This is a genomic window from Streptomyces sp. NPDC050674 (genome assembly GCF_040654575.1).
Taxonomy (GTDB): Bacteria; Actinomycetota; Actinomycetes; order Streptomycetales; family Streptomycetaceae; genus Streptomyces.
The window spans coordinates 275,477-301,667 of the sequence record NZ_JBFAIG010000005.1 but is presented as its reverse complement, the minus strand read 5'-3'; the positions used below and the strand labels follow the sequence as shown (position 1 = coordinate 301,667).

Below are 26,191 nucleotides of genomic sequence, written 5' to 3'. Positions count from 1 at the left end.
GGCGACACAGGCATCACCCGACCCGGTGGGTCACCCGATCGGCAGCCCGGCGAAGAGGAGCGGTACGTGAGCGAGAGCAGTGCGGAGGTCGTCGTCGACGTGGCCTCCGCGGCCGTCGCGGCCTCCGCCGCGGGGGCGGCGGGCGGCTGGCGCCGGGCGACCGGTCTCGCCGGCGTGGCGATAGGCGTGGTGGCCGCGGGCGCGGCCGCCGGTGTGGCCCTGGAGCGGATGACGGTCGGCCGCGGCATGCGCCAGAAGGCCCGGCTCGCACTGGACTCGGCGGGACCGTACGGCTCGCTGCGCGGCATGCCCGGCAAGGCGTTCGCCGACGACGGCACGGAGCTGTACTACGAGGTCGACGACGTCGACCAGGAGGCCGCCCCGGCGGCCATCGGCCCCCGCCGCCGCCGGCTCTTCGGCCGCAAGTCCCCCGCACCCGTCACCGTCGTCTTCAGCCACGGGTACTGCCTGAGCCAGGACTCCTGGCACTTCCAGCGGGCGGCGCTGCGGGGCGTCGTACGGACCGTGCACTGGGACCAGCGCAGTCACGGCCGGTCCGGGCGGGGCGTGGCCCAGACGCGGGACGACGAGCCGGTCACCATCGAGCAGCTCGGCCGGGACCTGAAGGCCGTCATCGACGCGGCGGCGCCCGAGGGGCCGCTCGTGCTCGTCGGGCACTCGATGGGCGGCATGACGGTGATGGCGCTGGCCGACCAGTACCCGGAGCTCATCCGGGAGCGGGTCGTCGGGGTCGCCTTCGTGGGGACGTCGTCGGGGCGGCTCGGCGAGGTCAACTACGGCCTGCCCGTGGCCGGGGTCAACGCGGTGCGGCGGGTGCTGCCCGGGGTGCTGAAGGCGCTGGGGCAGCGGGCCGAGCTGGTGGAGAAGGGGCGCCGGGCCACGGCCGACCTGTTCGCCGGGGTCATCAAGCGGTACTCGTTCGCGTCCCGGGACGTCGACCCGGCCGTCGCCCGGTTCGCCGAGCGGATGATCGAGAGCACGCCCATCGACGTCGTCGCCGAGTACTACCCGGCGTTCAACGACCACGACAAGACCGAGGCGCTCGTCCACTTCGCCGACCTGCCGGTGCTCGTCCTGGCCGGGGTGCAGGACCTGGTCACACCGAGCGAGCACAGCGAGGCCATCGCCGACCTGCTCCCCGACGCCGAGCTGGTGCTGGTGCCGGACGCGGGGCACCTGGTGATGCTGGAACACCCGGAAGTGGTCACCGACCGCCTCGCCGACCTGCTCACCCGCACGGGTGCCGTGCCCGCAGGGGCTACCGTGAAGGGCTATGGAAGCACCAGCACCGCACAGCCCGGCTGAGCCCGGATCCGTCCAGATCGTCGTCACGTCCCCCGAGCAGATGCGGGAGCTGGGTCGCCGGCTCGCGAAACTGCTGCGTCCGGGTGACCTGGTGATGCTCAGCGGCGAGCTCGGCGCGGGCAAGACGACGCTGACCCGCGGCCTGGGCGAGGGGCTCGGCGTGCGCGGAGCCGTCACCTCGCCGACCTTCGTGATCGCCCGGGTGCACCCCTCCCTGGGCGACGGGCCGCCGCTCGTCCACGTCGACGCCTACCGGCTCTCCGGCGGTCTCGACGAGATGGAGGACCTCGACCTCGACGTATCGCTGCCCGACTCCGTGGTCGTCGTGGAGTGGGGCGAGGGCAAGGTCGAGGAGCTGACCGACGACCGGCTCCAGGTCCTGATCCACCGGGCCGTGGGCGACACGGACGACGAGGTCCGGCAGATGACCGTCACCGGTGTGGGGGAACGCTGGGCGTCGGCGGACCTGAGCGTGCTCGCCGCCTGAGCCCATCCCGCCCGCGGGCGGGGGTGCGGACGTGCGGCGGAGGTTCCGACAAGACGTCGGCAAGATGTTGCGTTCGGCGTCTTGTGCGTGGTCACATGGTACCCAGTCCGTAGTTAGGTGTACCTAACTTCGTTGGTCCCGGCCCTTCGGGAGGCGTCCATGTCGGCTACAGAGAGCAAGAGGCAGCCGCAGCGGTCCGCGGTCGCCGGGGTGTCCATGCGCGACCTGCTGGCGGCGGGCCGGGCGGCGGCGCTGATCTCCACGCCCCCGCGCGCTCCCGAGCCGGAGCTCTCCGGGCGCGCCCCCGCACACCGCGAGGCGGCCTAGGCGCCTGTCGTTCGGATCATGCCGGCGTCGCGGGGCGTGGCACGCCGGTCGACAGGCCTCAGCGGACCACCACGACCTTGCGGCCGATCGTCGCGAACGTCCACATCGCGTCGCCGTCCGCCCGTGACTCGCGGATACCGCCCGTCCGGACCTTCGGGTCGGGGGCGGGCGCGCTCGGGCCGCCCACGGCCGCGCTGAAGCCGATGACCACGCCGCCCACGGTGGCGAAGCGCACCACGTGCTCGACGGGAACGCCGTCGGAGCCGGTGACCGCGTTCGAGCGGGACGTCACCGCGTAGCTGCCCGGGGCCGGGTCCACGGCGCTCGGCTCGACCGCGAACGTACGGCTGACCGCCTCGTCCCCGGCGACCAGCCACACCCGGTCGCCGCGCAGCGAGTACACGACCCGGGCGCCCTCGCCGGATGCGGCGGGCAGCGCGGTGGGGTCCTTCCTGACCCGGGGCGCCTTCGTCGTACCGGCCGCCGGTGCCGCGCCCGCCTGCGCCGACCTGCCCAGGCCTGGCGGTGCGGCCTCGGCCGCCTCATGAGCGAGGCAGCCGACCGTCGCGAGGGCCGCGGCGGTGAGCCCGGCCACGATTCCCGAGCTGCTGGTTGCCACCGGCTTCACCTCACGTTGCACATCCCTGTCGTGACGGTAGGTGACGGTAGCAGCACGTGACGACCCGGCAGGCGCGGCCGTGCCGGGCCCCGGGGAGCCGTAGGCTGTTTGCGTGCTCTTGCTCGCTCTGGATACCGCCACGCCCGCTGTCACCGTCGCGCTGCACGACGGACGCGATGTCATCGCCTCGTCGAGTCAGGTGGACGCGCGAAGGCACGGGGAACTGCTGATGCCGGCGATCGACCGGGTGTTCGCCGAGGCCGGTCTGCGGCTCGACGCCGTCACGGACATCGTCGCCGGGATCGGTCCGGGACCGTACACCGGCCTGCGTGTCGGCCTGATGACCGCGGACACCTTCGGCCTCGCGCTCGGTGTCCCCGTGCACGGTGTGTGCACGCTGGACGGTCTCGCCTACGCCGCCGACATGGAGGGCCCGTTCGTCGTCGCGACCGACGCCCGCCGCAAGGAGGTGTACTGGGCCCGCTACGCCGACTCCCGCACCCGCCTCACCGACCCGGCCGTCGACCGGCCCGCCGACATCGCCGAGCAGGTGAAGGGCCTGCCCGCCGTCGGCGCGGGCGCGCTGCTGTACCCCGGCACGTTCCCGCGCGCGCACGAGCCGGAGCACGTGTCCGCCGCCGCCCTCGCCCGGCTGGCCGCGGAGAGGCTGGCGGCCGGGGAGGAACTCCCCTCGCCCCGCCCGCTCTACCTGCGCCGCCCCGACGCCCAGGTCCCCAAGAACTACAAGGTGGTCACCCCCAAGTGACCGGACCCGTGACGTGCGCGCTGCGCGAGATGCGCTGGTGGGACATCGACCCCGTACTCGAGCTCGAGCGGGACCTGTTCCCCGAGGACGCCTGGTCCCGGGGCATGTTCTGGTCCGAGCTGGCCCACGCGCGGGGGCCCGAGGCCAACCGGCGGTACGTCGTCGCCGAGGCCGGCACCCGGATCGTCGGCTACGCCGGCCTGGTCGCCAACGGTGAGCAGGCCGACGTGCAGACCATCGCCGTGGCCCGCGAGCGGTGGGGCACCGGCCTCGGCGGACGGCTGCTGGCCGAACTGCTGCGGGCCGCCACCACCTTCGAGTGCGCCGAGGTGATGCTGGAGTGCCGGGTCGACAACGTCCGCGCGCAGAAGCTCTACGAGCGCTTCGGCTTCGAGCCCATCGGTTTCCGGCGCGGCTACTACCAGCCGGGGAACGTGGACGCCCTGGTGATGCGCCTGACCGCCCCCGAGAACTCCGTACAAGGAACCGAGATCAATGGCTGACGAACCCCTCGTACTGGGAATCGAGACCTCCTGCGACGAGACCGGCGTCGGCATCGTGCGGGGCACCACCCTGCTGGCCGACGCCGTCGCCTCCAGCGTGGACGAGCACGCCCGCTTCGGCGGTGTCGTCCCGGAGGTCGCGAGCCGCGCCCATCTGGAGGCGATGGTCCCCACCATCGACCGCGCCCTGAAGGAGGCGGGCGTCAGCGCCCGCGACCTCGACGGCATCGCCGTCACCGCCGGTCCCGGCCTCGCCGGTGCCCTGCTGGTCGGCGTCTCGGCGGCGAAGGCCTACGCGTACGCGCTCGGCAAGCCGCTGTACGGCGTCAACCACCTCGCCTCGCACATCTGTGTGGACCAGCTGGAGCACGGCGCGCTGCCCGAGCCGACCATGGCCCTGCTGGTCTCGGGCGGTCACTCCTCGCTGCTGCTGTCCTCGGACATCACCTCCGACGTCCGCCCCATGGGCGCCACCATCGACGACGCGGCCGGCGAGGCCTTCGACAAGATCGCCCGCGTGCTGAACCTGGGCTTCCCCGGCGGCCCGGTCATCGACCGGTACGCCAAGGAGGGCGACCCGAGCGCGATCGCCTTCCCCCGCGGCCTGACCGGCCCGCGCGACCCCGCCTACGACTTCTCCTTCTCCGGGCTGAAGACCGCCGTGGCCCGCTGGATCGAGGCCAAGCGGGCGGCGGGGGAGGAGGTCCCGGTGCGGGACGTGGCGGCCTCCTTCCAGGAGGCGGTCGTGGACGTGCTGACCCGCAAGGCCGTCAGGGCCTGCAAGGACGAGGGCGTCGACCACCTGATGATCGGCGGAGGTGTGGCCGCCAACTCCCGGCTGCGTGCCCTCGCCCAGGAGCGCTGCGAGGCCGCCGGCATCCGGCTGCGGGTGCCGCGGCCCAAGCTGTGCACGGACAACGGCGCGATGGTCGCCGCCCTCGGCGCCGAGATGGTCGCCCGGGGCCGGGCGGCGTCGTCCTGGGACCTGTCGGCGGACTCGTCCCTGCCGGTCACCGAACCGCACGTGCCCGGACACGACCACGACCATGTGCACGAGGTCAGCAAGGAGAACCTCTACTCATGACGGTCGCGCTGATGTGGGAGGCCCGGGCGTCCGACGGCCGCGGCGGGGACCTGCTGGCCTGGGCGCGCGCCCAGGAGCTCCCCCGTGAGCCCCTGCGCCGGGAGACGCTCCGGGCGGCCGGCGACCGGGTGCTCGTCATCACCTGGTGGGACGCGCCCTACGACGCCGAGCTGCCGGAACTGCCGGAGCCGGACGGCGACCTCGTCGCGCGGGCGGTGCACCGCTGGCGGTTCGAGTCGGTGGACGCCGGCTGACCGACAGCCGCCAGGGTCGTCCGGGAGGTGGGGCACGGGCCTCACCCCACCCCCGACACCTCCGTCTCGCACCTCAGCCGCCGGTCGGTGCCGAGGACCCTGAGCGGGCCGGTGAGGGTGAGTCGTGCCGTGTGGCGTACGTCCGTGCTGGACGCCGCCAACCGTAGTTCCAGGGCGCCCGGTTCGACCACCCTGCGGCCGGTGCGGTCGGTGAACGCCGAAAGGTCCGTGTGGAAACGGAACGTGACCCGGGCCGCCTCGCCCGGGTCGAGCTCCACCCGCCGGTAGCCGACCAGCCGGACGTCGGGGCGGGTCACCGAGGCCACCGGGTCGTGCAGGTACAGCTGGACGACCTCGGCACCCGCGTGGTCGCCGGTGTTCCGGACGGTCACCGACACGTCGTGGAAGCCGTCCGTGCCGATCTCGGCCGGCCCGGTGGGGTCGGGCACCTCCCAGGCGAACGCCGTGTACGAGCGGCCGTGGCCGAAGGCGTACAGCGGGGTCGGGTCCAGGTTGCTGACCTCGCCCGCCAGGCCAAGGGGCGGCTGGAGGTAGGTCCAGGGCTGGCCGCCCGGCAGCCGCGGGACGCTGACGGGCAGGCGGCCCGAGGGGTTCACCCGGCCCGACAGAACGCCCGCGACCGCCGGACCGCCCTCCTCTCCGGGGAAGAACGCCTGGACGACCGCGCCGAGGCGGCCGTGCCAGCGGCCCAGGGCGTAGGGGCGCCCGGTCAGCAGCACCAGCACCACCGGGACGCCGGTGGCGACCAGCGCGTCCAGCAACTCGCCCTGGACGCCCGGCAGGCCGAGGTCGCTCGCGTCGCAGCCCTCGCCCGAGGTGCCCCGGCCGAACAGGCCCGCCCGGTCGCCGAGGACCGCCACGCACACATCCGCCTCGGCGGTGCGCGCGATCGCCTCCTCGAAGCCCGCGGCGTCCGGGTCCGTCACGTCACAGCCCTGCGCGAACGTCACCTTGGCGTCGGGGAGTTCGGTGCGCAGGGCGTCCAGCACGGTCGCAATCTCGATGCCGGCCGGCACTCCGGGGTGGTGGGTGAGGACGTGGGACGGGAAGGAGTAGCAGCCCAGCATCGCCAGGGCGTCGGCCGCCCGGGGGCCGACGACCGCGATCCGGGTGTCGGGGGCCAGCGGGAGCAGGCCGTCGGGGTTGTCGAGCAGGACCACCGACTCCTCGGCCATGCGGCGGGCCAGGAGGCGGTTGCCCGTCGAGTCGAGGTCGATCGCGGTGGCCGGCTCGGGGGTCCAGTCCTCGTCCAGCAGGCCCAGTTCGCACTTCTGGAGCAGCACGTGGCGGGCCGCCCGGTCCACGAGCTCCTCGGGGACCTCGCCCGAGCGGATCGCCTCCAGGAGCGGCTCGCCGTAGCACTTGACGGTGGGCAGTTCGACGTCGATACCGGCGGCGAGGGCCGCGTGGGCCGCCTCGGCGGGGGTGCCGGCGACGCGGTGCAGGGTGTGGAGGAAGCCGATGCCGAAGTAGTCGGCCACGACCGTGCCGGTGAAGCCCCACTCCTCGCGCAGGAGGCGGGTCAGCAGCCCGGGGTCCGCGGAGGCCGGGACGCCGTCCGTCTCGGTGTAGGCGGCCATCACCGAGCGGGCGCCGCCCTCGCGCAGGGCCATCTCGAAGGGCGGCAGGGTGACGTCGGCGAACTCGCGGACACCGGCCCGGACCGGGGCGAGGTTGCGGGCGCCGGCCGAGGAGGCGTACCCGGCGAAGTGCTTGAGCGTGGCGACGACGCCGGCCGACTCAAGGCCCCGCACGTACGCGGTGCCGACCGTGCCGACCAGATACGGGTCCTCGCCGATGGTCTCCTCCACGCGGCCCCAGCGCGGATCGCGCACGACGTCCAGCACGGGGGCGAGGCCCTGGTGGACACCGGCCGAGCGCAGGTCGGCGCCGATGCGGCGGGCCATCTCCTCGACCAGCGGCGGGTCCCAGGTCGCGCCCCAGGCGAGCGGGACCGGATAGGCCGTGGCCTGCCAGGCGGTGAAGCCGGCCAGGCACTCCTCGTGCGCGATCGCCGGGATGCCGAAGCGGCCGGCCTCGGTGATACGGCGCTGGGCGCGGGCCAGTGCCTGCGCGCCCAGCGCCGGGTCCACGGGCGCGGTGCCGAAGGAGCGGGTGAGCTGGCCCAGTCCGTGGGTGATCAGCTCGGCCCAGTCGTAGTCGACGGTCATGTCGTGCTGGTGCGGCGCGACTCCGTCGCCGTCCGTCGCGGCGCCCACCCACACGCCGTACAACTGGGCGGTCTTCTCCTCCAGGGTCATCCGCGCGAGCAGGTCGTCGACGCGGGCGGCGGCGGGCAGCGCGGGGTCACGCCAGGGCGCGGTGGTCATGAAGCTCCTGTCGGATGGACGGGACGGCCCTCTCACGAGCGCGTGGAAGCCCCTGACCATCGGTCCCCGCGCCCGCTGCTACGAATGTTTCGGTATGCACGTCGAATGTTCCGGGAACTTATGGCGCCCTGAGGACTTCGTCAAGGGGGCCCGCAGGGTTACGATCGCCGCCATGACATCCCCGGAGCCCGCTGAAAGCCGGACCCAGACCCGGACGCAAGGGCGGACCGCGCAGACCGCGACGCTCGCCGAGATCGCCCGTGAGGCGGGCGTGTCGGCCCCGACTGTTTCGAAGGTCCTCAACGGCCGGGCCGACGTGGCCCCGGCCACCCGCTCCCGCGTCGAGGACCTGCTGCGCGCCCACGGCTACCGGCGACGCCGCGCCGAGGCGACCCGCTCGCCCCTGCTCGACCTGGTCTTCCACGAGTTGGAGAGCGCCTGGGCGATGGAGGTCATCCGGGGCGTGGAGAACGTGGCCCGGGACGCCGGGCTCAGCGTCGTGCTGTCCGAGAGCGCCGGGCGGCTCACCCCCGGCCGGACCTGGGCCGACCAGGTCGCCGCGCGCCGGCCGCACGGCGTGATCCTGGTCCTGTCCGGCCTCGACGAGTCGCAGCGGGCGCTGCTGACCAGCCGCTCCATCCCGTTCGTGGTGATGGACCCGGCCGGTGACCCGGGCGCCGACGTGCCCTCGATCGGCGCGACCAACTGGCAGGGCGGTCTCGCCGCCACCCGGCATCTGGTCGAGCTGGGGCACCGCAGGATCGGCGCGATCAGCGGGCCCTCGCGGATGATGTGCAGCCGGGCCCGGATCGACGGCTACCGGGCCGCGCTGGAGACGGCCGGGCTCCCGGTCGATCCCGCGCTGATCGCGACCGGCGACTTCCACCACGAGGCCGGCTACCGGCAGGGCCTGGAACTGCTGCGCCGCCCGGACCGGCCGACCGCGGTCTTCGCCGGCAACGACCTCCAGGCGCTCGGGCTGTACGAGGCCGCGCGCGAGCTCGGGCTGCGGATCCCGGAGGACCTGAGCGTGGTCGGCTTCGACGACCTGCCGGTGGCGCCCTGGGTGGGGCCGCCGCTGACGACCGTACGGCAGCCGCTGACGGAGATGGCCGAGGCGGCGGCCAAGCTGGTCCTCGACCTCGGGCGGGACGAGGGGACCTTGGCGGCGACCCGGGTGGAGCTGGCGACGAGCCTGGTGGTGCGCAGCAGCACGGCGGAACCGGCGCAGGCGTAACGGCCGCGTCGACGGGCACGGCGGCCCCTCCGCCCCGCGCCGAAGCCAATCGGCTGCGTCACCGAAACTTTCGGCGGCAGTGCGACGAGACCCTGGAGATCGGGGTCACCGGCTCGGTGCCGGACGGCGGTTCGGTGGTGTGCGGGCTCAACGGCGCGTGAAGCGGGAGGACTTCGGTGCCCGTGGTGACCCCGAGGTGGGCCGGGGTCCGAAAATCTGAGAATTTCCCAAGAAAGGACGCCCTGCACTCCCTGCCCGTAATAATTCGGACTTATGTTCCTGCCTGTGACGGAAGACCACGGGGACGAGGGCGCAGAAGTGGGCCGGCGGTCGAGAGCGCTGAAGATCGCCGGCCTCATCCTTGCGGGGACGCTGGTGCTGGGAGCCGGGGCCGCCGGCTGGGCCTACTGGCACCTCACCGACAACATCACCGGCGTCGACATCGACAACGCGCTGGGCGACGACCGGCCGCCGAAGCCGGTGACCACGCCGTCGCCCGCGGGCCCCGTCCTGCCGAGCGAGCCGCTCACCCTCCTGGTGCTCGGCTCGGACTCGCGCAGCGGTGAGGAGAACCGCAGGCTCGGCGGCGGCGACAGCTCCGGCGCCCGCTCCGACACGGCGATGGTCGTCCATGTGGACGCGGGGCGGACGACCGCGACGGTGGTGAGCATCCCGCGCGACACCCTGGTCACGCGCCCGTCCTGCCCCCGGCCGTCCGGCGGCTCGACGGCGGTCGCCCACCGCTCCATGTTCAACAGCGCGTACGAGGTGGGCGGTCCGGTCTGCGCGGTGAAGACCGTCGAGTCGCTCACCGGCATCCGCATGGACCACTACCTGGAGATCGACTTCTCCGGTTTCGCCAAGCTCGTCGACGCGCTCGGCGGGGTGACCGTCACCACGGACGAGGACATCGCCGACGAGGACAGCCATCTGCGGCTGAAGGCGGGTACCCACCACCTGAACGGCACCCAGGCCCTCGCCCTGGCCCGCACACGGCACGGCATAGGCGACGGCAGCGATCTCGGCCGCATAGGCCTCCAGCAGAAGCTGGTGAAGGCGCTGCTGGAGCAGATCGCCTCCCAGGACCTGCTGACCGACCCGGCCAAGCTGTACCGCGTCGCGGACGCGGCGACCACCGGCCTCACCACCGACACGGGCCTGGACTCCCTCGCCGAACTGACCCGGCTCGGACGCAGCCTGAAGGGCCTGTCGGCGAGCGGGGTGCGGACGGTGATGATGCCGGTGGTGCGGGCGCCGTCGGATCCCAACCGGGTGGTGGCCGAGGAACCCGAGGCGGGCAAGCTGTGGGAGTCGCTGCGCTGACCTGCGCCGACGCGTCCCGGAAGAGCCCGCGGAAAGTTTTTCGGAGGAATTCGGCGAGGGATGTCGATCCGGTGGTCTCCCGATCGACGCAGGGGTGAGAGCGGGGAAGGACCCCGCCGCGCAGACCCCCGAGGAGTCACCATGCCGCGCTTTCTCACCCTGATCCGCATCGACGAGGAGAACGCCCCCGCCGAGGGCCCCAGCCCGGAGCTCATGGAGCGGATGGGCAAGCTGCTGGACGAGATCACCAAGGCCGGCGTCATGCTCGACACGGCCGGGCTCACGCCCACGTCGGACGGCAGCCGGGTGACCTGGGAGGGCGGTCAGCTGTCCGTCACCGACGGGCCGTTCACCGAGTCCAAGGAGGTCATCGGCGGCTACTCGATCAGCCAGTGCAAGGACAAGGCCGAGGCGATCGAGTGGACCAAGCGGTTCCTCTCCCTGCACGAGGACCACTGGACGATCACCGCCGAGGTCCGGCAGATCGCCGAGGACTGACCGCCCCCGCTTGGCCGGGCGTCCCGACGGGTGTCTGATGGTGGACTGTGACCCCGCAGCCCACCTCGGCCCGGCAACCGGCGCCGGACCCGCCGTCCCCGGCCGGCCACCGGACCGCCCAGGCCATCGAGACCGTTTTCCGCATGGAGTCGCCCCGGATCATCGCCGGTGTCGCCCGGGTTGTCAGGGACATCGGTCTCGCCGAGGAGATCGCGCAGGACGCGCTGGTCGTGGCGCTGGAGCGGTGGCCGCGGGACGGGGTGCCCGAGAATCCGGGCGCCTGGCTCATGGCCACCGCCCGGCACCGGGCCGTGGACCTGGTCCGGCGCCGGGAGAACTACGCCCGCAAGCTGGCGGAGATCGGCCGCGACCTTTCGGCCACGGCCGCTCCGGAGGAGCCCGCCGACCCCGATGACATCGACGACGACCTGCTCCGCCTGGTCTTCACCGCCTGCCACCCCGTGCTGTCCACCGAGGCCCGCACCGCCCTCACCCTGCGCCTGCTCGGCGGTCTGACCACGGCCGAGATCGCCCGGGCCTTCCTGGTCCCGGAGCCCACGGTCGCGCAGCGCATCGTCCGTGCCAAACGCACCCTGGCGACGAAGAACGTCGCCTTCGAAGTGCCTCGGGGCCCCGACCGGGAGGCCCGGCTCGGCTCGGTCCTCGACGTCATCTACCTGATCTTCAACGAGGGCTACGCCGCCACGGCCGGCGACGACCTGCTCCGCCCGTCGCTGTGCGAGGACGCCCTGCGCCTGGCCCGGGTCCTGACGGCCCTCGTGCCGAAGGAACCCGAGGCGCACGGCCTCACCGCGCTCCTGGAGTTGCAGGCTTCCCGTACGGCGGCCCGCACCGGCCCGTCCGGCGAGCCGGTCCTGTTGAAGGATCAGAACCGCTCCCGCTGGAACCGCATGCTCATCGCCCGCGGCGTCGCCGCGCTGGGCCGGGCCGAGGCCACCTCCTCGGGCGCCCCGGGGCCGTACACCCTCCAGGCGGCCATCGCCGCCTGCCACGCGCACGCGTACACCTACGAGGAGACCGACTGGTCCCGCATCGCCACCCTCTACACCCTCCTGGCCGCCCGCTCCCCGTCCCCGGTCGTGGAGCTGAACCGCGCGGTGGCCGTGTCGATGGCCGAGGGTCCGGGCCCGGCCCTCGCCCTCGTCGACGCCCTGGCCGGCGACCCCGCCCTGCGCGACTACCACCTGCTGCCCAGCGTCCGCGGCGACCTCCTCGCCCGCCTCGGACGTGCCCGGGAGGCCCGGGCCGAGTTCGCACGGGCGGCCTCCCTGACCCGCAACGAGCGGGAGCGGGCGCTGCTGCTGGGCCGGGCCGCGCACCGGCCGTGAGGGTCAGGCGGGATGCCCGATGAGCATCGCCGGCGCCCCCGCGACCCGGGTCAGGAATACCGTGGCGGCGTGCGGGCCCTGCGGCTTGACCTTCTTGCGGAGCTCCTCCGGCTCCACCGCCGAGCCCCGCTTCTTCACGGTCAGCGTGCCGACCCCCCGCTCCCGCAGCAGCGCCTTCAGCTTCTTGAGGTTGAAGGGCAGATGGTCGGTGATCTCGTAGGCCGTGGCGTACGGCGTCGGGTGCAGGGCGTCGGCGGTGACGTACGCGATGGTCGCGTCGAGCAGCCCGCCGCCGACCCGGTCGGCCACCTCGGCGACCAGATGGGCCCGGATCACCGCGCCGTCGGGCTCGTAGAGGTAGCGGCCCGGCGGGCGGACGTCCGGGTCGGGCAGGCCGCGTGAGAGCAGGGTCCGCGGGCCCGGCAGGAGGGTGGCCCGGACCGCCCCGGGCGCGGTGCCGAACCACAGCACCGCCTCCTTGACGTCCCCGCCGTCGGAGATCCACTCGGCCTCCGCGTCCTCGGGGACCGCCTCGTGCGGGATGCCGGGGGCGATCTTCAACGCGGCGTGCGGGGCCGTGCGGGCGGCGGAGACCGCCCAGGACAGCGGCGGTGAATAGGCCTCGGGGTCGAAGATCCGGCCCCGGCCGCCGCGCCGGGCGGGGTCGACGAACACGGCGTCGAAACCGGCCGTGTCCACGTCCGTGACGTCCGCCTCGCGCACCTCGACGAGGTCCGCCAGCCCCAGCGCGTCGGCATTGGCCCGGGCAGCCGCGGCGGTCTGCGGGTCGCGGTCCACGGCCAGGACCCGGATCCCGGCGCGGGCCAGCGCGATCGCGTCGCCGCCGATGCCGCAGCACAGGTCGGCGACCGAGGTGATGCCCAGCTCGGCCATGCGCCGGGCCCGGTACACCGCCACACTCGCCCGGGTCGACTGCTCGACCCCGTTCGGCGTGAAGAACATCCGGCCCGCGTCCTCGGCCCCGAACTTCACCGCCGCCCGCTGCCGCAGCCGCGCCTGCCCCAGCGCCGCCGACACCAGCTCGGCGGGGTGCTCGCGGCGCAGCCGGGTCGCGACGGCCAGCTCCCGCGCCGGGTCGGTGTCCCGCACCTCGTCGAGGAGGGCGCGGCCTTCGGGGGTGAGGAGGGGGGCGAGGTCGTTCACCGGATCATTGTCGGCCACGCCGGCGGGCGGCAGGAGTGTGGGCCAGTCGGTGGACGGTGGGGCCCCGGCCGCGGTGTCGGGCCGGACCGGCCCGAGGGGGCTGCGAGGATCCGGCATCATGCGAGCAGTCGTACAAAATGACAAAAGCCGGGCAGTGGGGCGGGTGCCCGCCGGTGCCCGGATCGTCCTCGCCGTGCTCGTCCTCGCCGCCATCGCCTCCGGCTGCGCGATGGGCGACGACAGCGATCGGGTCACCCCGGCCGGTGGCCAGCAGCCCCTCGACGCGCCCCCGGCCCGCGCACTGGACTCCTACGCCACCAAGCTGCGCGCCGCGCACGCCGCCCGCGTCGCCGCCGCGCGCCGCTTCGGCCTGCGCAAGGTGCCCCTTTCCGCCCCGCCGCCCCCCGCGCACAAGCCGAGGATCAGGACCCGCAAGGGCTTCGAGGTGGAGGACCACCGGGAGCTGGGCCTCCCACCCGTCTTCACCCGGATCCCCACCCGGGACAAGGTCGTCTTCCTCACCATCGACGACGGCGCCGAGAAGGACCCCGCGTTCCTGCGGATGATGAGCGAGCTGGACGTCCCGTACACCGCCTTCCTCAGCGGCTACCTGGTCAAGGACGACACCCGCTACTTCCGGAAGATGCAGTCCCGGGGCGTGGTCCTGAACAACCACACGCTCTACCACCCCAACCTGCGGGGCATGTCGTACCAGGCGCAGAAGCGCGAGATCTGCGGCATGCAGCGCTACCTGGAGCGGCGGTTCGGCACCCGCCCGGTCCTCTTCCGCCCGCCCTACGGCAGCTACGACCGGGCGACCCTGCGCGCCGCCAAGACCTGCGGCATCGTGTACGCCCCGCTGTGGAACGAGGAGGTCTTCGCCGACCACTGGGAGTACCGCGAGGCGGACCGCAAGCTGCGCCCGGGCGACATCGTCCTCACGCACTTCCGGGGCCGCGACCAGTGGAAGGGAACGATGGCCGACATGGTCCGCCGCTTCCTGAACAACGTCACGGCCCAGGGGTACGCGGTCGGGCGGCTGGAGGACTACCTGTGAGGCGCCAGGCCGCCGCCGTGCTGTGCGCGGCCCTGCTGGCCGGCTGCGCCGGGGCGGCCGGGGAGCGGCACGGCACCGCCGACGGCCGGGCCCAGGACCCGGCCCGCGCGGCGGGCGGCACACACCCGCTGCCGCCCGTCGTGGACCACGTCGCCACCCGCGACCCGGTCGTCTTCCTCACCTACGACGACGGCGCCGAACGCGACCCCCGCTTCGTGGGCCTGGTGCGCACACGGCGGCTCCCGGTCAGCATGTTCCTCACCGACAGCGTCGTGGGCCCCGGCTACGGCCACTTCGCCCGGCTGCGCGCGGTCGGCGCCTCCCTCCAGAACCACACCCTCGACCACTCCGCCCTGCGCGGCCTGCCCTACGCCGGACAGCGCGCCGAGATCTGCGGCCAGCAGCACAAACTGCGCGCCCGCTTCGGCATCACACCCCGCCTCTTCCGCCCGCCCTACGGGACCTACGACCGGGTGACCCTGCGCGCAGCCGCCGACTGCGGCATCACAACCGTCGTCCTGTGGCGGGCGACCCTGAACGCCGAGGGCGAACTGACGTACGCCCGGGGCCGCTCCGGGCTGCGGGCCGGTGACATCGTCTCGGTGCCGTCGGGCGAGACGGCCTCCCCGACCCTGGCGCGGCGGACCGTGCGGCTGCTGCGCGAGATCGAGCGGAAGGGCCTGCGGGTGGGGCGGCTGGAGGACTACCTGGAGGGAACGCCCGGCCGACGCGCGGCCGGCAATTAGCAGTCCGCTTGACCGAGTGCTAATCGCAGTCATAGTCTCGGCTCTGGCACTCCCCCTAGGAGAGTGCCAACACAGCGACGGGCAGGTCCGGCACCCGCGACGACGGATCGACCTGGTCGCCACCTCAGACAGTTAACCCCGTGAGATCTCCGAAGGGGGAGGTCGGATCGTGACGACCACCAGCTCCAAGGTTGCCATCAAGCCGCTCGAGGACCGCATTGTGGTCCAGCCGCTCGACGCCGAGCAGACCACCGCCTCTGGCCTGGTCATCCCGGACACCGCCAAGGAGAAGCCCCAGGAGGGCGTCGTCCTGGCCGTGGGCCCGGGCCGCTTCGAGGACGGCAACCGTCTTCCGCTCGACGTCTCCGTCGGCGACGTCGTGCTCTACAGCAAGTACGGCGGCACCGAGGTGAAGTACAACGGCGAGGAGTACCTCGTCCTCTCGGCCCGCGACGTGCTCGCGATCGTCGAGAAGTAATTCACCCCAGCACCTTGCTTTGAACTGCGCCCCTGGCCCCCGCGATCGCTATTGAGCCGGGCGCCCGGGGCGCAGTGCCGTAACCCCTGATTCCGGAAGAGGGCTCACGCTCCCATGGCGAAGATCCTGAAGTTCGACGAGGACGCCCGTCGCGCCCTCGAGCGCGGCGTCAACAAGCTTGCCGACACGGTCAAGGTGACGATCGGCCCCAAGGGCCGCAACGTCGTCATCGACAAGAAGTTCGGCGCTCCCACCATCACCAACGACGGTGTGACCATCGCCCGTGAGGTCGAGGTCGAGGACCCGTACGAGAACCTCGGTGCCCAGCTGGTCAAGGAGGTGGCGACCAAGACCAACGACATCGCGGGTGACGGTACGACCACCGCGACCGTGCTCGCCCAGGCGCTCGTGCGCGAGGGCCTGAAGAACGTCGCCGCGGGTGCCTCCCCGGCCGCCCTGAAGAAGGGCATCGACGCGGCCGTCGCCGCGGTCTCCGAGGAACTCCTCGCGACCGCCCGGCCGATCGACGAGAAGTCCGACATCGCCGCCGTCGCCGGTCTGTCCGCCCAGGACAGCCAGGTCGGCGAGCTCATCGCCGAGGCGATGGACAAGGTCGGCAAGGACGGTGTCATCACCGTCGAGGAGTCCAACACCTTCGGTCTGGAGCTGGACTTCACCGAGGGCATGGCCTTCGACAAGGGCTACCTGTCCCCGTACTTCGTGACGGACCAGGAGCGCATGGAAGCCGTCCTGGACGACCCCTACATCCTCATCACGCAGGGCAAGATCTCCGCCATCGCGGACCTGCTGCCGCTGCTGGAGAAGGTCATCCAGGCCAACGCCTCCAAGCCGCTGCTGATCATCGCCGAGGACGTCGAGGGCGAGGCCCTGTCGACCCTGGTCGTGAACAAGATCCGCGGCACGTTCAACGCCGTCGCCGTGAAGGCCCCCGGCTTCGGTGACCGCCGCAAGGCGATGCTCCAGGACATGGCGGTCCTCACCGGCGCCACGGTCGTCTCCGAGGAGGTCGGCCTCAAGCTCGACCAGGTCGGCCTGGACGTCCTCGGCTCCGCCCGCCGCGTCACCGTCACCAAGGACGACACCACCCTCGTCGACGGTGCCGGCAACAAGGAAGACGTGCAGGGCCGCGTCGCCCAGATCAAGGCCGAGATCGAGACCACGGACTCCGACTGGGACCGCGAGAAGCTCCAGGAGCGCCTCGCGAAGCTGGCCGGCGGCGTGTGCGTCATCCGCGTGGGTGCCGCCACCGAGGTCGAGCTCAAGGAGCGCAAGCACCGTCTGGAGGACGCCATCTCCGCGACCCGCGCCGCGGTCGAGGAGGGCATCGTCTCCGGTGGTGGCTCCGCGCTGGTCCACGCCGTCAAGGTCCTCGAGGGCAACCTCGGCAAGACCGGCGACGAGGCCACGGGTGTCGCGGTCGTCCGCAAGGCCGCCGTCGAGCCGCTGCGCTGGATCGCCGAGAACGCCGGTCTCGAGGGTTACGTCATCACCTCGAAGGTCGCCGAGCTCGACAAGGGCCAGGGCTTCAACGCCGCCACCGGCGAGTACGGCGACCTGGTCAAGGCCGGCGTCATCGACCCGGTGAAGGTCACCCGCTCCGCCCTGGAGAACGCCGCCTCCATCGCCTCCCTCCTCCTCACGACCGAGACCCTGGTCGTCGAGAAGAAGGAAGAAGAGGAGCCGGCCGCCGCGGGCCACGGCCACGGCCACTCCCACTGAGGCATGACGGCTGAGGGCTGACGACGTCAGCTCGTCCGAGCCCGAGCGAAGGCCCGGCACCCCGCCAGACGGGGCTGCCGGGCCTTCGCCGTGTGCCGTCCACCACCGGTCCGGGAACCGGGCGGGGGCCGTCGACGGTCTACCCCCACAGCAGCCGGATCATGAGGGGGCAGGGATGAACCAGGTGCTCTACGGGGAGCGGTCCCGCAACCCGCTGGCGCGGACGGTGCGGCTCACCGAGGACGCACTGCGCAGGGGCGGCAGGACGACCCCGCCGGACGAGCTGAACCTCGCCGCCATGGCCGACGCGTTCCTGCGGGGTCACTGGCTCGGCGGCGGGGGCACCGAACGCCCCCTGGGGATGCTGCCCCAGGGCCCCGGCGTCGTCCCGGTCACCCGCGTGACCGGCACCACCACCCCTCTGAAGGTCCGTCAGGCTGCCGGCTTCGCCCGCGCGCTGGGCGAACTGGCGGTGCGCCGGTGCGGCGGGCCGGACCACGTGGCCGACCTCGCCGCCCAGGCACAGGCGGAGGGCGTACCGCTGTGGATCGCGCGCCGCCACGCGCCCGGTCCCGCCGGACAGGTGACCGTCGCCGTGGACCGGCGCTCGGTACGCGTGGACGTCTGGGGCCCGCGCGCCCCCAAGGTGCGCCTGTGGGCACCGTACGGCTACCGCCCCGACAGCGCCGACCGGGCCAACGGCTTGGTCATGGCCGTCGGTGACGTCACCGCACGGCTCGAACTGCGCAAGAAGGTGCGCAAGTCCAAGAGCAAGGTCGAGATCGCCCTGCCGGACCGGCTCTGGACCCTGCGTCGCGAGAACGCCGTGAGTTCGTGGCTGCTGCGCGACGACCAGCGGGTCGCGCTGCTGACCCGCCCCTCACGGCGGTCCGGCCCCACGCCGGGCTCGGTGCTGCTGCCGCTGGCCGACGTGCACCACGAGAGCCCCGACCCCCTGGACGCCGTGATGGCCCACGCGGTCGCGGTGTCCTTCGGCCTCGGTGACACCACGGGCCTGGCCAGGTTCCGCGCCGTGAGCTCCCGCCGGAACACGGGCGACGACCTCTGGGAGCGCCCCTGGTTCAGCAACCTCGGCACGGACCGCGACGACAACGAACCCGGCGGCGGCGACGGCTGGGGCAGCGACGGCGGGGACGGGGGCGACGGCGGCGGGGGCGGCGGCGACGGCGGCGGTGGTGGCGACGGAGGGGGCGGCGGCGGAGGCGACTAGCCGGCCGGCGGCCGTACCCCTCCCCGTCCCGAGCCCTTCACCCGGCGGCTCCACGGCCGCAACGCCGCCCGCCCGGTCCCCGGCGGGCGCGCACCGCCGCCCGCCGGGCCGGCTGACCGAACGGAGCGCCGCAGGGTCACAGCTCCGTGGGCTCCAGCGCCCCGAGCTGCTGCATCAGCCCCAGCCGGTCGTACTGCCACCAGCCCTCGGCGATCTTCCCGTCGGGTGTGCAGCGGTGGATGGTCGTGCCGGTCATGGTGACGTCCTGCCCGGTCGGCGGGATGCCGAGGAAGTCACCGGTGTGGCGGCCCCGGAAGGTCCACCGGGTGCACACCCGGTCGCCCTGGGCCATCTGGTCCTCGATGGTGAAGGAGAAGTCGAACCCGCCCCGCCACACCTCCACCTCGCGCCGCATCGCGTCCAGCCCGATGGTGTCCTGCACATTGGCGGGATCGTGGTCGTGGTAGTCCTCGATGAAGACGTCGTTCATCGGCGGCGCGTCTCCCCGGCCGGCCACCAGCTCGAAGAACCTGCGCGCGGTGGCCGCGTACAGCTGCTCGTCCCGCACCACGTCCAGGTCCGTGAAGACCGGCGTCTCGTCGCAGAGCGCCACCATGTCCTGGAAGATCCGGTCGGTCTCCGGCAGCCCGGAGTTGCGCATCGCCTCCTCGTACGAGGGGAACTCCACGATCTCCACGATGTGCGAGGCGTCGGCCCGGTCCTTGGCCACCACACTGTGCGACGCGGTCCGCTTCCCCTTGGTCTGCTCGACCCACCGGTCCATCAGCCGGTTCATCTCGTCGAGCCGGCTGGTCCTGCATTCGATGAGCTGTACGAAGGTCATGGTCTCGCCTCCGGCCCCCCGGGTCCGGCTGAACAGCTCCATTGTCCCAAGGGGCCGGCCCGGATGCCTCCCGGCCGGGGGAGGAGCGGGCCGGGCCGCCCGCGTGCGCCTACTGCGGCCCGTACTTGCGTCCCGTCCTGGACGACACCGCCCCGAGCATCCCCCGCGGCACCAGCTTCGCCGCCCCCATCAGAGCCTTGTAGCGGGGGTCCGGAATGGACAGCGTCTTGCCGCGCGCCAGATCCTGCAACGCCGCCGCCACCAGCTTGTCCGCGTCGAGCCACATCCAGCCCGGGATGTTGTCCGTGCCCATCCCGGCCCGCTCGTGGAACTCGGTGCGCACGAACCCCGGGCAGAGCGCCATCAGCCGTACGCCGCTGCCCGCCAGGTCGCGCGCCGCGCCCTGCGTGAACTGCACGACCCAGGCCTTGGAGGCGCCGTAGGTGCCCCGCGGGACGAAGGCGGCCACCGACGCGACGTTGACGACGCCGCCGCGGCCGCGCTCGCGCATGGCCCCGGTCGCCGCCGACGTCAGCCGCAGCACCGCCTCGCAGTGCACCTTCAGCATCCGCAGCTCGTCGGCCATGGAGACGTCGAGATACCGGCCCTTGTTGCCGAACCCGGCGTTGTTGATCAGCAGGTCGACCGGGTTCTTGCGGTCACCGAGGCGGGCGGCCACCGCCTCGATGCCCTCGTCCTCGGCCAGGTCGGCCGTCAGCACCTCCGCCTCGATGCCGTGCCGGTCGTGCAGCTCGGTCGCCTGTTCCCGGAGCCTCTTGGTGTCCCGGGCCACCAGCACCAGGTTGTGCCCGTCGGCCGCCAGTCGCCGCGCGAACGCGGCCCCGATGCCTGCCGTCGATCCCGTAATCAGAGCCGTTGTCATGGCAGAAGGTTAGTGACCTGGACTGCGTGGGTCCGCTTCCCCGTGGGGCCGTCCGTGGTGAAGGGTCGGTGAACACGGGCGTGGTGAGCGGGCGTCAGGACCCGTACTTCGCCTGGTACTCCCGTGCCGTCCGCAGCAACTCCGGGTGCAGCGCCTCGCCCGCGGCCAGCAGACGCGGCAGCAGCGTCCGCTCGGTCGTCACCGCCCGGAACTGCAGGGCCACGGTGACGTCGTGATCGGGCCGGCGCACGATCTCGACGGCGTCGCCCGCCCGGATCTCCCCGGGCACGATCACCCGCAGGTACGCCCCCGGGGCGCCCCGCCGCGTGAACCGCTTCACCCAGCCCTTCTCGTCCATGTGGCCCTGGAACGTACGGCACGGTATCCGCCCGGAGGTGATCTCCAGCACCACCTCGGGACCGATGCGCCAGCGCTCGCCGATCAGCGCGCCGGACACGTCCAGGCCCTGGGTCGTGAGGTTCTCGCCGAACGCGCCGTCGGCCAGCGTCCGGCCCAGCTCGCGCTCCCACTCGTCCATGTCCTCGCGGGCCATGGCGTACACCGCCTGGTCGTCACCGCCGTGGTGCTCCAGCTTGCACACCGCGTCCCCGGCCAGCCCGCTGCCGCCGATGCCCTTGGGCCCGGGCGCGGACACCCGCACCGGCCCGTCCACCGGCCGCTTGTCGATCCCGGTCACACCCTCCGGGTTGTCCGTGTAGGGCACGGCCACGGCATGGCCCAGATTCACTGACAGAAGCCTCATGCACCGCACGGTAGGCGACCGGCCCCCAAAGCGTCGACGCATTATCGGCGGCGGCGTCAAAGGGTGACTTATCCTCGAAGGGTGATCGAAGCTCGTCATCTCCGTGTCCTGCGCGCCGTCGCGACCACCGGCTCCTTCTCCGCCGCGGGCCGTGAGCTGGGCTGCACCCAGCCCGCCGTCAGCCAGCAGATGAAGGCCCTGGAGACCTCCGTCGGCACACCGCTGCTGATCCGCACCGGACGGGAGATGCGTCTGACCCAGGCCGGTGAGGCCCTGGTGCGGCACGCCGCCGGGATCCTCGCCGGGCTCACGGCGGCCGAGGAGGAGGTCGCCGCCATCGCCGGGCTGCGCGCGGGCCGGGTCCGGCTCGTCTCCTTCCCCAGCGGCAGCTCCACCCTCGTGCCCACGGCCCTCGCCGCGCTGCGCGAGGCACACCCCGGCACCCGTGTCTCCCTGGAGGAGGCCGAGCCGCCCGCCTCCGTCGGTCTGCTGCGCGAGGGCGACTGCGACGTGGCGCTCGCCTTCCGCTACGAGGGGGCGGCGGGCGCCGAGGAATGGGACGACCTGGTCGTACGGCCGCTGCTGTCGGACCGGCTCGTCGCGCTCGTGCCGGAGCGGCACCGGCTCGCCGGCGCGGAGTCCGTCGCCATCGGCGAGCTCACCGAGGAGCCGTGGATCGCGGGCTGCCCGCGCTGCCGCGGACAACTGGTCGAGGTGTGCGCGGCGGCCGGCTTCACCCCGCGCATCGACTTCGCGACCGACGACTACCCGGCCGTCGTCGGACTGGTGGGGGCCGGACTGGGCGTGGCCGTGCTGCCCCAGCTGGCCGTCGAGTCGGTACGGCCCCGGGGGGTGCGCACCGTGCGGCTCGAACCGGCGGTGCGGCGGGAGATCGTCGCGCTCACCCTTCCCGACCTCGCACAGGTCCCGGCGGTGGCCGCGACGCTCGACCAGCTGGCCCGGGCCGCCCGCCGCTAGCGGCCGCCCACCGGCGTCAAAAACCAACGGCACGCGTGCGCGTGCCGGTAAGCAGAAACGTTCCTTCAGTTGTTCGAGGCGGAGTGCCCGCCCGATGCCGACGCCGACACCAGCCGGTTGCGTGCCCGCCCCATGAGCTCTTCGCGCTCGTCCTCGGTCAGTCCGCCCCACACGCCGTACGGCTCACGCACCGCCAGGGCGTGGGCGGCGCACTCGGCACGCACCGGGCACCGCATGCAGACCTCTTTGGCCGAGTTCTCACGAGCACTTCGCGCCGCACCGCGCTCGCCCTCCGGATGGAAGAAGAGCGAGCTGTCCACCCCGCGACAGGCAGCCAGCAGCTGCCAGTCCCACAGGTCCGCGTTCGGTCCGGGAAGGCGGGAGAAATCTGCCATTACGTGACCCCTTGTAGCCGTTCTGGGCGGATCCGGTGTCTACGACCGTACAACTACGATCTAAGGAGATGAAAATATGACTCATTGCGAATCTAGCTCCAGACACTGGCAAAGCGGAAGAAATGGGTCTGAATGGGGCATAGGTTGTGATGAAAGTTCGAGGGTCTGCGGTGCATGTCTGCACCGTGTCCGTCCCCTCACGTAGAGTGCCGAAGAGGGCAGCCGGCCCCGTAACTCTTTCGAGTGACCGTCGTTGAGAGTGCGAGGCGGTTGAAGCAACAAGCGCTCGGACGGGTGTCCGGGGCGGTCGACCGCACAGGTGACGATTTCGTACCAGCCTGGAGGCTCAAGGTGACGTGCATCAGCTGCGGAGGGCGGTCATGACATCCGTCCTCGTCTGCGACGACTCCCCGCTTGCCCGAGAGGCGCTCCGTCGTGCGGTCGCGACCGTGCCCGGCGTAGAGCGCGTGACGACGGCGGCCAACGGCGAGGAAGTCCTCCGCCGCTGGGGGGCCGACCGCTCGGACCTGATTCTGATGGACGTACGCATGCCCGGACTGGGCGGCGTCGAGACGGTCCGGCGGCTGCTGTCGGCCGACCCCGGTGCGCGCATCATCATGCTCACCGTCGCCGAGGACCTGGACGGCGTGGCCCTCGCGGTCGCCGCCGGTGCCCGCGGCTATCTGCACAAGGACGCCTCCCGCGCGGAACTGCGCGCGACGGTGACCCAGGCCCTGGCCGACCCGACCTGGCGGCTGGCCCCGCGCCGGCTGCGCTCGGCCGAGATGGGCGCCGCGCCCACGCTCACGGCGCGTGAGATCCAGGTCCTCGAAGGCATGAGCCACGGCCGCTCCAACGCCGAGATCGGCCGCGAGCTGTTCCTCTCCGAGGACACCGTCAAGACGCACGCCCGGCGCCTGTTCAAGAAGCTCGGCGCCTCGGACCGGGCCCACGCGGTGGCGCTCGGCTTCCGATGGGGTCTGGTGCGCTAGGGCCTGTCCTTCGGATCGGCCCGGCTTCGACGCCGCGCGGCCTCAGGCCGGGGCCGGCGAGCGGGGCCACCTGGATGCCCCCGCGCGAGCCGCACCCGCGTGGACCGGAGCCGGTGGCCGACGACGGCGCCGCCGGCGCTCCGCACCCCTCCGGGCGAGGCCGAGAGCCCCGGACGGCGCAGGCGAGGGCCCACGTCCCCGGGACGATCCGAACGGCAGGCCCCAGCGGTCGTGGTGAGGCACGGAACGCCAGGTGGGCGCGGGTGGACCGGGGGTCCGCCGAAGGCCCGCTGCTCGTTTCGCCGCGGATGCCGCATCCTTGGGGGTGTGGAGTTCCTCGGGGACGAGTCGGTCGAGCGGAAGGGGAGGGCGCAGGGGATGAGTGCCGGCGCACCTGCTCATAACGCTTCGGTGCACAACAACGGGCGCGGTGCCGCGGACCCGGTGGCCGCAAGGCACCATGGACCGATGCGCGACGACGAGGCGGCCCCTGCCCAGGGCGCGATCGGTGCGCTCGTCCACCGCGCCGTCGACGGGGACGAGCAGGCCACGCACGACCTGCTCGCCCATGTCCACCCGCTGGCCCTGCGCTACTGCCGCACCCGTCTGTCCCGTCTCCCGGGCGACGCCCGGCACTTCGTGGAGGACCTCGCCCAGGAGGTCTGCGTGGCGGTGCTCCTCGCACTGCCCCGCTACCGGGACACCGGGCGTCCCTTCGAGGCGTTCGTCTTCGCCATCGCCGCCCACAAGGTCGCCGACCTCCAGCGTGCGGCGATGCGGCACCCCGGTTCGACGGCGGTCCCCTCCGACGAGATGCCCGAGCGCCCGGACGACTCCCTCGGCCCGGAGGAGCGCGCCCTGCTCAGCAGCGACGCGGAATGGGCCAAGAAACTGCTGGCCAACCTGCCCGAGAACCAGCGGGAGCTGCTGCTGCTGCGGATCGCGGTGGGGCTGACGGCCGAGGAGACCGGCCAGATGTTGGGAATGTCACCCGGTGCGGTCCGGGTGGCCCAGCACCGGGCGCTGAGCCGGCTGAGGGCCCTGGCCGAGCAGTAGCGCCGCGCGAACTGCCCCTCCGTTGAACAGGCGGTGTGTCGCTTCCGTACGAACATACGAAGCCCGGAGCCGGGTGGAACCGTGGAATGAGACAGCCCCGCTGCCCGTTAGCATGGACATCCGCACCGATCAAGGCCATTTGGGGGAAGGTGTCATGACTGCCAACGTCGACGGAGTGCCCGGTAAATTCGCGACACTCGGGCTGACCTACGACGACGTGCTGCTGCTGCCGGGTGCATCCGAGGTGCTCCCCAACGCGGTCGACACCTCGTCCCGCATCTCCCGCAACGTCCGGGTCAACATCCCGCTGCTGTCCGCGGCGATGGACAAGGTGACCGAGTCCCGCATGGCGATCGCGATGGCCCGCCAGGGCGGCGTCGGCGTCCTGCACCGCAACCTGTCCATCGAGGACCAGGTCAACCAGGTCGACCTGGTCAAGCGCTCCGAGTCCGGCATGGTCACCGACCCGATCACGGTGCACCCGGACGCGACGCTGGCCGAGGCCGACGCGCTGTGCGCCAAGTTCCGCATCAGCGGCGTCCCGGTCACCGACGGCAACAAGAAGCTGCTGGGCATCGTCACCAACCGCGACATGGCCTTCGAGACCGACCGCACCCGTCAGGTGCGCGAGGTCATGACGCCGATGCCGCTGGTCACCGGCAAGGTCGGCATCTCCGGCGCCGACGCCATGGAGCTGCTGCGCCGCCACAAGATCGAGAAGCTTCCGCTGGTCGACGACGCGGGTGTCCTCAAGGGCCTCATCACGGTCAAGGACTTCGTCAAGGCCGAGCAGTATCCGCACGCGGCGAAGGACGCCGAGGGCCGGCTGCTCGTCGGCGCGGCCGTGGGTGCCAGCCCCGAGGCCCTGGAGCGGGCCCAGGCGCTGGCCGGCGCCGGTGTGGACTTCCTGGTCGTCGACACCTCGCACGGCCACAACAGCAACGCCCTCAGCTGGATGTCGAAGATCAAGTCGAGCGTCGGCGTCGACGTGATCGGCGGCAACGTCGCCACGCGTGACGGCGCCCAGGCGCTGATCGACGCCGGTGTCGACGGCATCAAGGTGGGCGTGGGCCCCGGCTCGATCTGCACCACCCGCGTGGTCGCCGGCATCGGTGTCCCGCAGGTCACCGCCATCTACGAGGCGTCCCTCGCGGCCCGCCCGGCCGGTATCCCGCTGATCGGCGACGGCGGCCTGCAGTACTCCGGCGACATCGGCAAGGCCCTGGCCGCCGGCGCCGACACCGTGATGCTGGGCAGCCTCCTCGCCGGTTGTGAGGAGTCCCCGGGCGAGCTGCAGTTCATCAACGGCAAGCAGTTCAAGTCGTACCGCGGCATGGGCTCGCTCGGCGCGATGCAGTCCCGCGGCCAGGCCAGGTCGTACTCCAAGGACCGCTACTTCCAGGCCGAGGTCGGCTCCGACGACAAGCTCGTGCCCGAGGGCATCGAGGGCCAGGTGCCCTACCGGGGCCCGCTGGCCAACGTGCTGCACCAGCTCGTCGGCGGTCTGCGCCAGACCATGGGCTACGTGGGCGCGGCCACCATCGAGGAGATGGAGTCCAAGGGCCGCTTCGTCCGGATCACCTCGGCGGGCCTCAAGGAGAGCCACCCGCACGACATCCAGATGACGGTCGAGGCGCCGAACTACAGCCGTAAGTAGCGGCCAGGCCTTCCGAGGGCGGCCCCGGGGCATCCGGGGCCGCCCTCGGCGTGCCCGTCGGCGATACTGGAAGACGCTGAAAC

The 26,191-nt window shown here is 72.7% G+C and carries 27 protein-coding genes; 20 read left to right on the top strand and 7 right to left on the bottom strand.

Features of this window, described 5'->3' with window-relative positions; genetic code table 11:
• Positions 1-66 precede the first annotated feature (66 nt).
• The 3 genes from AB0I06_RS11675 (at position 67) to AB0I06_RS11665 (ending at position 2,140) form a co-directional block, all read left to right on the top strand.
• On the top strand, positions 67-1,326 hold the full coding sequence (locus AB0I06_RS11675; RefSeq protein ID WP_363118590.1) for an alpha/beta hydrolase: 1,260 nt from the start codon (positions 67-69) through the stop codon (positions 1,324-1,326).
• Positions 1,295-1,813 carry a tRNA (adenosine(37)-N6)-threonylcarbamoyltransferase complex ATPase subunit type 1 TsaE gene (gene tsaE, locus AB0I06_RS11670; RefSeq protein ID WP_363118589.1) on the top strand — a complete coding sequence of 173 codons (519 nt, stop codon included), beginning with the start codon at positions 1,295-1,297 and terminating at the stop codon, positions 1,811-1,813. Before AB0I06_RS11675 ends, tsaE begins: the two co-directional genes overlap by 32 nt.
• Positions 1,814-1,972: 159 nt before the next feature.
• Complete coding sequence (locus tag AB0I06_RS11665) at positions 1,973-2,140, top strand: hypothetical protein (RefSeq protein WP_363118588.1); 168 nt, start codon at positions 1,973-1,975, stop codon at positions 2,138-2,140.
• Positions 2,141-2,198: 58 nt separating this feature from the next.
• Here the strand turns inward: AB0I06_RS11665 and AB0I06_RS11660 are convergent, their stop codons facing one another.
• Positions 2,199-2,759, bottom strand: a complete 561-nt coding sequence (locus AB0I06_RS11660; RefSeq protein ID WP_363118587.1) for a hypothetical protein — start codon at positions 2,757-2,759, stop codon at positions 2,199-2,201.
• A 112-nt stretch (positions 2,760-2,871) separates the two neighbouring features.
• On the opposite strand from AB0I06_RS11660, the gene tsaB reads away from it, so the two are divergent.
• From tsaB to AB0I06_RS11640, 4 genes are read left to right on the top strand one after another with little or no spacing between them, the layout of a single operon-like run.
• Positions 2,872-3,525, top strand: a complete 654-nt coding sequence (gene tsaB / locus AB0I06_RS11655; protein ID WP_363118586.1) for a tRNA (adenosine(37)-N6)-threonylcarbamoyltransferase complex dimerization subunit type 1 TsaB — start codon at positions 2,872-2,874, stop codon at positions 3,523-3,525.
• Positions 3,522-4,028 (top strand): ribosomal protein S18-alanine N-acetyltransferase, encoded by a 507-nt coding sequence (rimI, locus tag AB0I06_RS11650; protein ID WP_363118585.1) that lies wholly within the window; start codon positions 3,522-3,524, stop codon positions 4,026-4,028. Before tsaB ends, rimI begins: the two co-directional genes overlap by 4 nt.
• A complete protein-coding gene (gene tsaD, locus AB0I06_RS11645) occupies positions 4,021-5,112 on the top strand; it encodes a tRNA (adenosine(37)-N6)-threonylcarbamoyltransferase complex transferase subunit TsaD (RefSeq protein WP_363118584.1) in 1,092 nt (363 codons plus the stop codon). The genes rimI and tsaD overlap by 8 nt, the downstream gene beginning before the upstream one ends.
• Positions 5,109-5,366, top strand: a complete 258-nt coding sequence (locus tag AB0I06_RS11640) for a hypothetical protein (RefSeq protein WP_363118583.1) — start codon at positions 5,109-5,111, stop codon at positions 5,364-5,366. Before tsaD ends, AB0I06_RS11640 begins: the two co-directional genes overlap by 4 nt.
• Before the next feature lie 41 nt (positions 5,367-5,407).
• Here the strand turns inward: AB0I06_RS11640 and AB0I06_RS11635 are convergent, their stop codons facing one another.
• On the bottom strand, positions 5,408-7,717 hold the full coding sequence (locus AB0I06_RS11635; RefSeq protein WP_363118582.1) for a glycoside hydrolase family 3 N-terminal domain-containing protein: 2,310 nt from the start codon (positions 7,715-7,717) through the stop codon (positions 5,408-5,410).
• A gap of 172 nt (positions 7,718-7,889) precedes the next feature.
• Between AB0I06_RS11635 and AB0I06_RS11630 the strand changes: the two genes are divergently transcribed.
• The 4 genes from AB0I06_RS11630 to AB0I06_RS11615 all read left to right on the top strand — a co-directional run bounded on the left by AB0I06_RS11630 (position 7,890) and on the right by AB0I06_RS11615 (position 12,124).
• Positions 7,890-8,954: a LacI family DNA-binding transcriptional regulator gene (locus tag AB0I06_RS11630; RefSeq protein ID WP_363118581.1), complete on the top strand. Its 1,065-nt coding sequence runs from the start codon at positions 7,890-7,892 to the stop codon at positions 8,952-8,954.
• 273 nt (positions 8,955-9,227) lie between these two features.
• Positions 9,228-10,277, top strand: coding sequence for an LCP family protein (locus tag AB0I06_RS11625; protein ID WP_363118580.1), 1,050 nt, complete (start codon positions 9,228-9,230; stop codon positions 10,275-10,277).
• A gap of 141 nt (positions 10,278-10,418) precedes the next feature.
• Positions 10,419-10,775 (top strand): YciI family protein, encoded by a 357-nt coding sequence (locus AB0I06_RS11620; protein WP_363118579.1) that lies wholly within the window; start codon positions 10,419-10,421, stop codon positions 10,773-10,775.
• Between the two features lie 125 nt (positions 10,776-10,900).
• Entirely contained in the window at positions 10,901-12,124 is a 1,224-nt protein-coding gene (locus tag AB0I06_RS11615) for a sigma-70 family RNA polymerase sigma factor (RefSeq protein WP_363118646.1), read from the top strand.
• Between the two features lie 3 nt (positions 12,125-12,127).
• Here AB0I06_RS11615 and AB0I06_RS11610 read toward each other — a convergent pair whose 3' ends face one another.
• Positions 12,128-13,288 carry a methyltransferase domain-containing protein gene (locus AB0I06_RS11610; RefSeq protein WP_363118578.1) on the bottom strand — a complete coding sequence of 387 codons (1,161 nt, stop codon included), beginning with the start codon at positions 13,286-13,288 and terminating at the stop codon, positions 12,128-12,130.
• Between the two features lie 118 nt (positions 13,289-13,406).
• On the opposite strand from AB0I06_RS11610, the gene AB0I06_RS11605 reads away from it, so the two are divergent.
• The 5 genes from AB0I06_RS11605 (at position 13,407) to AB0I06_RS11585 (ending at position 18,540) form a co-directional block, all read left to right on the top strand.
• The gene (locus AB0I06_RS11605; RefSeq protein ID WP_363118577.1) at positions 13,407-14,345 is read left to right on the top strand and encodes a polysaccharide deacetylase family protein; all 939 of its coding nucleotides are present in this window, start codon (positions 13,407-13,409) and stop codon (positions 14,343-14,345) included.
• Positions 14,342-15,091: a polysaccharide deacetylase family protein gene (locus tag AB0I06_RS11600; protein WP_363118576.1), complete on the top strand. Its 750-nt coding sequence runs from the start codon at positions 14,342-14,344 to the stop codon at positions 15,089-15,091. Before AB0I06_RS11605 ends, AB0I06_RS11600 begins: the two co-directional genes overlap by 4 nt.
• Positions 15,092-15,260: 169 nt before the next feature.
• Complete coding sequence (gene groES, locus AB0I06_RS11595; protein ID WP_003974211.1) at positions 15,261-15,569, top strand: co-chaperone GroES; 309 nt, start codon at positions 15,261-15,263, stop codon at positions 15,567-15,569.
• A gap of 114 nt (positions 15,570-15,683) precedes the next feature.
• Positions 15,684-17,309 carry a chaperonin GroEL gene (gene groL / locus AB0I06_RS11590; RefSeq protein ID WP_363118575.1) on the top strand — a complete coding sequence of 542 codons (1,626 nt, stop codon included), beginning with the start codon at positions 15,684-15,686 and terminating at the stop codon, positions 17,307-17,309.
• A gap of 175 nt (positions 17,310-17,484) precedes the next feature.
• On the top strand, positions 17,485-18,540 hold the full coding sequence (locus AB0I06_RS11585) for a hypothetical protein (protein WP_363118574.1): 1,056 nt from the start codon (positions 17,485-17,487) through the stop codon (positions 18,538-18,540).
• A gap of 136 nt (positions 18,541-18,676) precedes the next feature.
• Here AB0I06_RS11585 and AB0I06_RS11580 read toward each other — a convergent pair whose 3' ends face one another.
• The 3 genes from AB0I06_RS11580 to AB0I06_RS11570 form a co-directional block, all read right to left on the bottom strand.
• Positions 18,677-19,384 (bottom strand): ester cyclase, encoded by a 708-nt coding sequence (locus AB0I06_RS11580; RefSeq protein ID WP_363118573.1) that lies wholly within the window; start codon positions 19,382-19,384, stop codon positions 18,677-18,679.
• 109 nt (positions 19,385-19,493) lie between these two features.
• On the bottom strand, positions 19,494-20,267 hold the full coding sequence (locus tag AB0I06_RS11575) for an SDR family oxidoreductase (RefSeq protein WP_363118572.1): 774 nt from the start codon (positions 20,265-20,267) through the stop codon (positions 19,494-19,496).
• Positions 20,268-20,361: 94 nt separating this feature from the next.
• Positions 20,362-21,030: an MOSC domain-containing protein gene (locus AB0I06_RS11570; RefSeq protein WP_363118571.1), complete on the bottom strand. Its 669-nt coding sequence runs from the start codon at positions 21,028-21,030 to the stop codon at positions 20,362-20,364.
• Between the two features lie 81 nt (positions 21,031-21,111).
• Here AB0I06_RS11570 and AB0I06_RS11565 point away from each other — a divergent pair, with 81 nt between their 5' ends.
• Positions 21,112-22,008 (top strand): LysR family transcriptional regulator, encoded by an 897-nt coding sequence (locus AB0I06_RS11565; RefSeq protein WP_033311558.1) that lies wholly within the window; start codon positions 21,112-21,114, stop codon positions 22,006-22,008.
• Between the two features lie 65 nt (positions 22,009-22,073).
• Here the strand turns inward: AB0I06_RS11565 and AB0I06_RS11560 are convergent, their stop codons facing one another.
• The gene (locus AB0I06_RS11560) at positions 22,074-22,403 is read right to left on the bottom strand and encodes a WhiB family transcriptional regulator (protein WP_352117699.1); all 330 of its coding nucleotides are present in this window, start codon (positions 22,401-22,403) and stop codon (positions 22,074-22,076) included.
• A gap of 380 nt (positions 22,404-22,783) precedes the next feature.
• Between AB0I06_RS11560 and AB0I06_RS11555 the strand changes: the two genes are divergently transcribed.
• From AB0I06_RS11555 to guaB, 3 genes are all read left to right on the top strand, one after another.
• Positions 22,784-23,395 carry a response regulator transcription factor gene (locus tag AB0I06_RS11555; RefSeq protein WP_003948568.1) on the top strand — a complete coding sequence of 204 codons (612 nt, stop codon included), beginning with the start codon at positions 22,784-22,786 and terminating at the stop codon, positions 23,393-23,395.
• A gap of 468 nt (positions 23,396-23,863) precedes the next feature.
• The gene (locus tag AB0I06_RS11550) at positions 23,864-24,451 is read left to right on the top strand and encodes a sigma-70 family RNA polymerase sigma factor (RefSeq protein ID WP_030854669.1); all 588 of its coding nucleotides are present in this window, start codon (positions 23,864-23,866) and stop codon (positions 24,449-24,451) included.
• A 154-nt stretch (positions 24,452-24,605) separates the two neighbouring features.
• The gene (guaB, locus tag AB0I06_RS11545) at positions 24,606-26,108 is read left to right on the top strand and encodes an IMP dehydrogenase (protein WP_363118570.1); all 1,503 of its coding nucleotides are present in this window, start codon (positions 24,606-24,608) and stop codon (positions 26,106-26,108) included.
• Positions 26,109-26,191: the final 83 nt, after the last annotated feature.

Bases quoted from the DNA above. Each gene is read 5' to 3' on its own strand.
- tsaE (WP_363118589.1), top strand. From the start codon at position 1,295: ATGGAAGCACCAGCACCGCACAGCCCGGCTGAGCCCGGATCCGTCCAG.
- AB0I06_RS11665 (WP_363118588.1), top strand. From the start codon at position 1,973: ATGTCGGCTACAGAGAGCAAGAGGCAGCCGCAGCGGTCCGCGGTCGCC.
- tsaD (WP_363118584.1), top strand. From the start codon at position 4,021: ATGGCTGACGAACCCCTCGTACTGGGAATCGAGACCTCCTGCGACGAG.
- AB0I06_RS11640 (WP_363118583.1), top strand. From the start codon at position 5,109: ATGACGGTCGCGCTGATGTGGGAGGCCCGGGCGTCCGACGGCCGCGGC.
- AB0I06_RS11635 (WP_363118582.1), bottom strand. From the start codon at position 7,717: ATGACCACCGCGCCCTGGCGTGACCCCGCGCTGCCCGCCGCCGCCCGC.
- AB0I06_RS11630 (WP_363118581.1), top strand. From the start codon at position 7,890: ATGACATCCCCGGAGCCCGCTGAAAGCCGGACCCAGACCCGGACGCAA.
- AB0I06_RS11625 (WP_363118580.1), top strand. From the start codon at position 9,228: ATGTTCCTGCCTGTGACGGAAGACCACGGGGACGAGGGCGCAGAAGTG.
- AB0I06_RS11620 (WP_363118579.1), top strand. From the start codon at position 10,419: ATGCCGCGCTTTCTCACCCTGATCCGCATCGACGAGGAGAACGCCCCC.
- AB0I06_RS11605 (WP_363118577.1), top strand. From the start codon at position 13,407: ATGCGAGCAGTCGTACAAAATGACAAAAGCCGGGCAGTGGGGCGGGTG.
- groL (WP_363118575.1), top strand. From the start codon at position 15,684: ATGGCGAAGATCCTGAAGTTCGACGAGGACGCCCGTCGCGCCCTCGAG.
- AB0I06_RS11585 (WP_363118574.1), top strand. From the start codon at position 17,485: ATGAACCAGGTGCTCTACGGGGAGCGGTCCCGCAACCCGCTGGCGCGG.
- AB0I06_RS11580 (WP_363118573.1), bottom strand. From the start codon at position 19,384: ATGACCTTCGTACAGCTCATCGAATGCAGGACCAGCCGGCTCGACGAG.
- AB0I06_RS11575 (WP_363118572.1), bottom strand. From the start codon at position 20,267: ATGACAACGGCTCTGATTACGGGATCGACGGCAGGCATCGGGGCCGCG.
- AB0I06_RS11570 (WP_363118571.1), bottom strand. From the start codon at position 21,030: ATGAGGCTTCTGTCAGTGAATCTGGGCCATGCCGTGGCCGTGCCCTAC.
- AB0I06_RS11560 (WP_352117699.1), bottom strand. From the start codon at position 22,403: ATGGCAGATTTCTCCCGCCTTCCCGGACCGAACGCGGACCTGTGGGAC.
- AB0I06_RS11555 (WP_003948568.1), top strand. From the start codon at position 22,784: ATGACATCCGTCCTCGTCTGCGACGACTCCCCGCTTGCCCGAGAGGCG.
- AB0I06_RS11550 (WP_030854669.1), top strand. From the start codon at position 23,864: ATGCGCGACGACGAGGCGGCCCCTGCCCAGGGCGCGATCGGTGCGCTC.
- guaB (WP_363118570.1), top strand. From the start codon at position 24,606: ATGACTGCCAACGTCGACGGAGTGCCCGGTAAATTCGCGACACTCGGG.